Origin of the sequence: Methylobacter sp. (genome assembly GCF_036845245.1) — a bacterium.
Taxonomy (GTDB): domain Bacteria; phylum Pseudomonadota; class Gammaproteobacteria; order Methylococcales; family Methylomonadaceae; genus Methylobacter_A.
Genome location: NZ_DAIUEH010000059.1, coordinates 24,617 through 30,985, shown reverse-complemented (window position 1 = coordinate 30,985; position 6,369 = coordinate 24,617). Strand labels below are relative to the sequence as shown.

The window sequence follows — 6,369 nt, the reverse complement described above, 5'->3', positions numbered from 1 at the left end:
TTTAGTGGCGGCTCTTGTTAACTTGCGCTATCACTGTATTTAGGAAAGATGTCTATTGAAAGCCGTTTTCCACCTATATACCAACGCGCAGCATACCCCACTCAGCTATGGAGTGCTGCGGCCAAACGCTTCGCTATCCGAATTCAGATCTCCCCTGCTCTGCCCTCCGGAAGCATAAACCAAGGTTGCGGCTGATCGTAGCAAGGTGGTTCGGCTGTCGATTTCAGTATAACGGGCATGAGCCAAATCCTTTTGTGCGGACAGCAGCTCTATCACCGTGGAAAAGCCGTGGGTATAAGACTCTTGCGTTGCGGCATAAGATTCTTCGGCAGCTTTCAACAAGGCTAATGCAAACTCGCGTTTTTCCAACGCGGTTTTGGTATCGGCATAGGCTTTCCAGATATCGCGCGTGACTTCCAGACGTAACACCTCAAACTGAGCCCTGGAAGCCTCTTTCCTGGCCTCTGCTTCATGCACGGCATTGCTGCGCTCAAAGCCATCGAACAAGGTCCACTCCATAGTCAGCATTGCTGTACCGACCCCATTACTCGCCGAATAACTCTCATTACCGGGTGGATTTGTATGTACATTTCCCCAGTATTGATTACCAAGCCTGCCTCCCAACGAAAACTTGGGCCAGAATTCGGCCCTGGCCTTCTTTACTTCGGCTTCGCGTGCGCGTAACTCCGCAAGGCGCGCCATCAGGTCGGGGCGCTGCTCCAATGCCTGATCGACAATTTTTTCGACCGACTGTACCAGCCCTGCAGGTAAAGGCAGCTTGCTTAAGTCTATCAGTTGCAGAGAATAAGAAGGCGAAATGCCCAAGCTCGCAGTAAGATCGGCATGCGCCTGAATCACCGAGCTGCGTGCATCCTGGAGGTCATAGCTGGCTTTCGCCTGCTCCTGAATCGCCAACAACAAATCGGGGCGTGTTGCCAGACCTTTATCGAGTTTCGCCTGAACCGAAGCAGAGCCGGCCGCTGCGGACTCGAATGTTTGCTGTGCCGCCGTTACCTTGGCCAGAGCAGCTTGATAGACAAAAAAACCGGTTGCAACCCGATAGGCAATTTCCTGATGTTTGCGGTTGAAGGCAAAATTAGCGGCGCTCAAGCGCTGTGCGCCGGCATCGACCAAGGCCTCCCTGCGTCCGAAATCGAACAATGTCCATGCCAAATCCAAGCTGCCCAAAGAGGAGTAACCATTGCTTACCAATGCGCTTCCTGGAATGGGGAGGCTAGTTTTGAAATATTGCCCGAACGCCATAGCCGTCAGAGTCGGATACCAGAGGCTACGATTCCTTTCGAGCCGAACGGCTGCGACTTTCGCCTCCTCCCAGCTAACCCTGGTTTCCGGATTAGTATGCAAAGCAAGATCGACCAGCGTAGGCAGGTCGTAGGTTAGCTTGGTATCGATCAAGCTATCTTCGAGCGAACGTCCGGATATGGCGGGCTGCTGCGTACCGGTTGTGGTCTGGTAATCATGCCAATAAACGGCATGGTCGGCCGGAGCCGCCGCATAAGGTCGATCAAACTGCGGCATGCAGGCTGTCAACGCCATCGCTGCCGGTATCGCCAAACTGCTGGCACCTCTCGGCAAACATAGCAACAATGTTAGCAAGTTATCGCACTTGCAGCGCCTCAACTCTCGCAAATTTAAAATACCTTATTCAATGGTCAATTTTGTTGTGGAATGTCTCCATTTTCGGAAACTTGAATGCGGTAGTTGACAATAGGAGATTCAAATACCAGAATCTGAGGCAGATACACTTTAATTAATACCTCTAGTTTTTTCAACTAAATAGATTTATTTCTTAATGACCTGATCAATATTAAAAAATACCGCCTATAAATAAATCCAATGGCCTTACGAAAATTATTTAAGTTCAGTTCTTTCGCTCAGGCGCAAATTATGATTTTCATGACGAGATTACGAAAACCGGCTTTTCCGGTTATTTTTGCATTTTTGTTGACGGCTTGCGACCCGATGCTGAGCATTCAGGGGTCGTTCTGGCCTGCCTGGATTATCTGTATTCTTGCCGGATTGGCGGTAAGCATGGTACTGATGTGGCAATTAGTAAGACTCAGGCTGGCGCCGTATCTGGGGCCTCCGCTATTAATTGTGCCAAGCCTGTGGGCTTTGTGCACCTTTGTTATCTGGTTGTTATTTTACTCGACGTAAACACTGGTACCGTCCATTATGGAAAACAGTCATACTGATAATCACGCTATAAATCTTGACCGCCGCATACTGCTGGGACGTTTCATCGGAACGTTAATCGTGCTAGGTGCACTGATAGCCGGAACCCTGGTATGGCGCATAAACTATCAGCATCCCCGCACCAACGATGCGATGGTGCGCGCCAACATTGTCGGCATCGCGCCTGAAGTGAACGGCCGCATCGTGGAATTGCACGTTGAAGACAATCAGTACGTCAAGCAAGGCGATTTACTGTATGTGATTGATCCGCGTCCCTACCAGGCCAAACTGGCCCAGGCCAAGGCGGAATTGCTGGTGGCCGAAAAAGAGGTAGATTCAAGGCGTGCCACCAGCGGTTCAGCCGAACTGGCCATCGAGCGGCTGGAACACCAGCGTGTCGCCGCCGACGCTGAAGTGCACAGAATTGAGGCTGAAGATGAGTATCTGCATAGCTATTTGGAACGCCTTGAACCATTGGCGGAGAAACAATACGTCACCACAGACCAACTCAAGCAAGCCCAATCCCGGTACGCGGCCTCACGCGCTGCGCTGGCAGATGCGCGGGCCAAGGAACTTTCGGCTCGTAGTGCGATAGACGAAGCTAAAAGCGATAGCCGCCGCGCGGTATCGTTGATCGCCCAGGTCGGCAACGTTAATGCCCGCATCGAAGCGGCCAGAGCAGTCGTTGCCGCGGCCGAGCTGGACGTGGAATACTGTTCGGTGCGGGCGCCTTTCGATGCCTACGTCACCAACCTGAACACACGCGAAGGCGAATACGCCAGGGCCGGAACGCAAATGTTCGCCCTGGTCGACGACCGCCATTGGTATGCCGTCGCCAACTTCAAAGAAACTTATCTGCAATCCATTCGCCCCGGTCAAGAAGCCGAAATATTCTTGATCGGTTATCCGGGAAAACGCTACCGGGGGGTGGTGACCGGCATCGGTTGGGCCAATTATCCCGATAATACCAAGCAGCAAGGAGTTCTGCCGGAGGTTCAGCGCACCTTAAACTGGGTCATCCTGGCATCCCGTTTCCCGGTGCGAGTCGAGATACACGAACGCGATCCCGAGCATCCGCTACGCATGGGCATGACCGCCTTTGTCACCGTTCTGGATCGCCCAGCCGACATTCCGGAAGTTTCTCCACACGGTGAGAAGGGAGCCGGCAAAGCCCAGATTCCGCAATGAATAACGATGACACGCAGCAGCACACTTCGGTTCTGCACAAAAGGCAAAGCAAACTTTGGTTTGGAACCAGCCTGGCACAATTCCTTAAGGTTGAGTTCAAAGATTTTCCTGGACGACGGATAGCTGCATTGCGCTTGTTCGTCGTTGCGCTAACCATTGCCCTGGTCAGCCAAACCCTGCACGTGCCGCCACTAGGGGCGATCGCGCTTCTGATATGCTTGAGTTACGACGCCTATGCGAATGCCGGCCAATCGCTGGCGTTCGGGCTACGTCAACTAGGGTATATTATCGTCACCACCTTGGTGTCGGTGTTTACGCTTATGTTAGCCGGCAATGATGCCTGGTTGTTGCTGCCCTTGTCTTTTATAATCATGGCTGTCGCCCTGTTTCATGCCCGTCTGATTGCATGGCCTACCGGCATCGCCTTATGGTATTCGGTGGCGGTACTGTATAGCCCAAGCACTCCCGATCACGCTATTTACAACGCCTTGTGGAATATTCCGATTATTGGCGTACTCGCTATTGGCTCATGGACGGTGGTGCACCTGACCATCAAACCGCAAGACCCGCTCATTCAGCTGAAGGCGAGTATCGCGGGACAACTATCGGCAGTGGAATACATTTTTAGTGCGCGCTTAGCCGACAGCGGCGTGAATATTCATAAGCGGGTAATCTCGAAATTTTCCAGTGCCGGCAGCTTCGGCAAAATACTGGGGTTGCTGTCAAACGCGGAACTGATACATCCCTCCATACATAGGCAACATGATACTTATCTTGCCCTGCTGCTTGAAATCGACGGTTTGCGTGAGCTTGCTATCTGGTTGGATCAGGTGTTGACCGCAGAGTATCGCGCTCAACCGATGGATCAGAAAAAACTGGATGTCTACCTGGCATTGCAAAGTGCCTGTGCAACGCTACGGCAAGGCGTGGAAGAATCGCGCGATGTTTCCGGGCAGATAGAAAGGCTGTTGTCCGATGACGTGCTGCACAGTTATTCGCTGCAAACCAACCCTTCGCTATTAACGGCTATGTGGCGGGCGCTCCAGCATATCGACGGCTTGATGCATAGCTTGCATAAGCCGGTACCAGCGCCTGAAATTAAAACCCTGGAGGCCGAAACTGACAGTAACGAAGCAGATGATTGGTTTCCAGCGTGGTTTGGCTACGAATTCTGGGAGACTCATGCCGACAGTCTACAGTTTGGGATTAAATTTTCCCTAGGCGCCATACTCTGCACGCTGATCGTGGAAAGCCTGGGCTGGCCGGGCATCAATACCGCGATACCCACCTGTTTGGTCGCTGCTCAAACCAGTCTCGGCGCCGATTACCGGCTATCGATATTGCGTTTGTCGGGCGCGATCCTGGGTGGGCTCTGCGCTTATTTTTATGTACTGGTATTCCAGTCCCAGCTCGACACCATTGCCGGTTTTGCGCTGGCAACGGCACCGATATGGGCCATTGCCGCCTGGATTACCGCCGGTAGCGAACGTATCGCCTATATGGGCAGGCAGATCGGATTTTCGTTCGCGCTGTTCGTTTTACAAGATTTCGGCCCGGTCACCGATCTCTACCTGCCGCGCGATCGGGTTAGCGGCATTCTGCTGGGCATCATCGTGATGGGAATACTCGACTACGCGCTATGGCCGCGGCGTTCGATTGTGCTTGCTCGTCACCATAGCGCAACGGCATTGCACACACTTGCCAAGCTCACAGCCCGTCTGCCGGACCTAAGCCTGATGCTCAAGCATACATTGCCGTTGCGCTTGTCGGCAGAAAAAGATCTGGCGGCTGCACAGGATTTGGTGATTCACGCGGTACTGGAACCGGATGCACGATTGACTTACAAAGCCAACGAAAGAACGGCGCTACGTACGCTTATTGAAACCGCCGGCAACTTGTCCGGTTTGCTACAGATTCGGCGACGCTATCGGTTGCTCAGCGGTCAACAATTCAGCAGTTTTCCTGATGAATTGCAACAACATAGCCGAACTTTCGATGCGGCGCTGACAAGCGCTCTGGAGAATGCGGCGCTAGTGCTGCAAGGCCAGCAACGGGAAACGCTGACTGAGGTTGCCGACATCCATGCGCTGCTGAAACAAAGCTACACACAACACCATCGCATCGATAGCTTGCCTGCAGACTTGGCAATGGAATGGGAACTGCGGTTTATGCTGGATCAGCAAATCATGGAGCTGGTAGAGCATATCCAAAAAAAGGCTGCAGATTGTGTTGCATATCGCCTGAAAGCTGGCACGACTATTAATTTAATGGTCGTTCAAAAGGCGGACAAATAAACACGGGGAAGCAAGTTAATTTCACCGATGAATATCATCACAAGGTTAATCATTGATTTTTTTTCCTCGCGCCTTAGATGATAAAGATAGTATAAGCATGGCAAAAAGTCGGGTAGAAATAGCCATTGCTGCGCCATTTCCCCATAAGGTAGGGTCGAGAAAAGGAATGAATGAGGGGTATTTCGAGGTTCCCTTATTTTAAAGCAATTAGTTACAATGAACATGCATGATTGCATGTATAGAGGTAATGTTATGAAAACACTAGTTTTTTCTTTTATTGTAGGTATTGTTTTACTCTATTTTTTGAATGTAGCGCTATTAAAAACCCCTATACTCGATCTTCATTGGTCAATCCATGCAGCTCTAAGGTTTTTGATAGGATTTATTTTACTAGGCGTTAGTTTTTTTTATGCGCATGCGCTTAAGTTTAAAACAGCTGTGTATATAACAGCTTGTATTGTAGCAACAGATTACATCTATGATTACTATTCACACCCCAATAGGTTTAATTTAGAAATAATATTACACGGAATGTTTATGATGATATGGGGGGCGGTTCTGGGCTATCTGACAGCAAAATATATAAAAGATCGATTAATGCGTAGTTAATTTTGTGGCTTTTGCTGTGCTGTCCTTGAACACAAACGTCTCGTATCCGTTTAGCCGCCACAAGTGCTATAGCTTGCCATAA

General features: G+C 50.8%; 5 protein-coding genes. 4 read left to right on the top strand and 1 reads right to left on the bottom strand.

What is annotated here, in order from left to right; all coding sequences use genetic code 11:
• Positions 1-105 precede the first annotated feature (105 nt).
• A complete protein-coding gene (locus V7051_RS20740; RefSeq protein WP_333878258.1) occupies positions 106-1,617 on the bottom strand; it encodes a TolC family protein in 1,512 nt (503 codons plus the stop codon).
• A gap of 291 nt (positions 1,618-1,908) precedes the next feature.
• On the opposite strand from V7051_RS20740, the gene V7051_RS20735 reads away from it, so the two are divergent.
• The 4 genes from V7051_RS20735 to V7051_RS20720 all read left to right on the top strand — a co-directional run bounded on the left by V7051_RS20735 (position 1,909) and on the right by V7051_RS20720 (position 6,287).
• The gene (locus tag V7051_RS20735) at positions 1,909-2,178 is read left to right on the top strand and encodes a YtcA family lipoprotein (RefSeq protein ID WP_334181173.1); all 270 of its coding nucleotides are present in this window, start codon (positions 1,909-1,911) and stop codon (positions 2,176-2,178) included.
• An 18-nt stretch (positions 2,179-2,196) separates the two neighbouring features.
• Positions 2,197-3,384, top strand: a complete 1,188-nt coding sequence (locus V7051_RS20730; protein WP_333878256.1) for an HlyD family efflux transporter periplasmic adaptor subunit — start codon at positions 2,197-2,199, stop codon at positions 3,382-3,384.
• On the top strand, positions 3,381-5,678 hold the full coding sequence (locus V7051_RS20725; RefSeq protein WP_333878255.1) for an FUSC family protein: 2,298 nt from the start codon (positions 3,381-3,383) through the stop codon (positions 5,676-5,678). Before V7051_RS20730 ends, V7051_RS20725 begins: the two co-directional genes overlap by 4 nt.
• A 252-nt stretch (positions 5,679-5,930) precedes the next feature.
• A complete protein-coding gene (locus V7051_RS20720; protein WP_333878254.1) occupies positions 5,931-6,287 on the top strand; it encodes a hypothetical protein in 357 nt (118 codons plus the stop codon).
• Positions 6,288-6,369 lie beyond the last annotated feature (82 nt).